The sequence below is a fragment of the Mesobacillus harenae genome, from assembly GCF_013343715.1.
Classification (GTDB): Bacteria; Bacillota; Bacilli; order Bacillales; family Cytobacillaceae; genus Mesobacillus_A; species Mesobacillus_A harenae.
On sequence record NZ_JABUNR010000053.1, the window covers coordinates 1 to 327 of the forward strand.

At 44.0% G+C, this 327-nt stretch carries 1 protein-coding gene; it reads right to left on the reverse strand.

Annotation, left to right across the window (positions count from 1 at the left end; all coding sequences use genetic code 11):
* The coding region (locus HRJ06_RS23030; RefSeq protein WP_174735238.1) for an IS3 family transposase at window positions 1-327 on the reverse strand (327 nt) is incomplete at both ends.

The window sequence follows — 327 nt, forward strand, 5'->3', positions numbered from 1 at the left end:
AGGAGTGCTTTCCCTGGCTCATCCTGTTCAAATTCACGGTTTAGATGATTAGGACAGGTAAGGTGTTCCTGCGTTGCTTTGGCCATCTTCCGATATGGATTCGCTTTCCTGATCTTTGCCACAAGCCCATACTTTGCCATTAATCGCCTGATTTTTTTGTGATTCATGATGACCAAATAATCATTCGCCATAATCATCTTGATTTGGAGGGCGCCTACCTTTCCGTTTTTACCGTTGAATATCTCCCTGATCAATTTGATGTCCTGTTCATCTTGTTCAAGCCGATCTTCGCGGGAGGTAGCTGCTTTAAGCCAGTCATAGTATCCA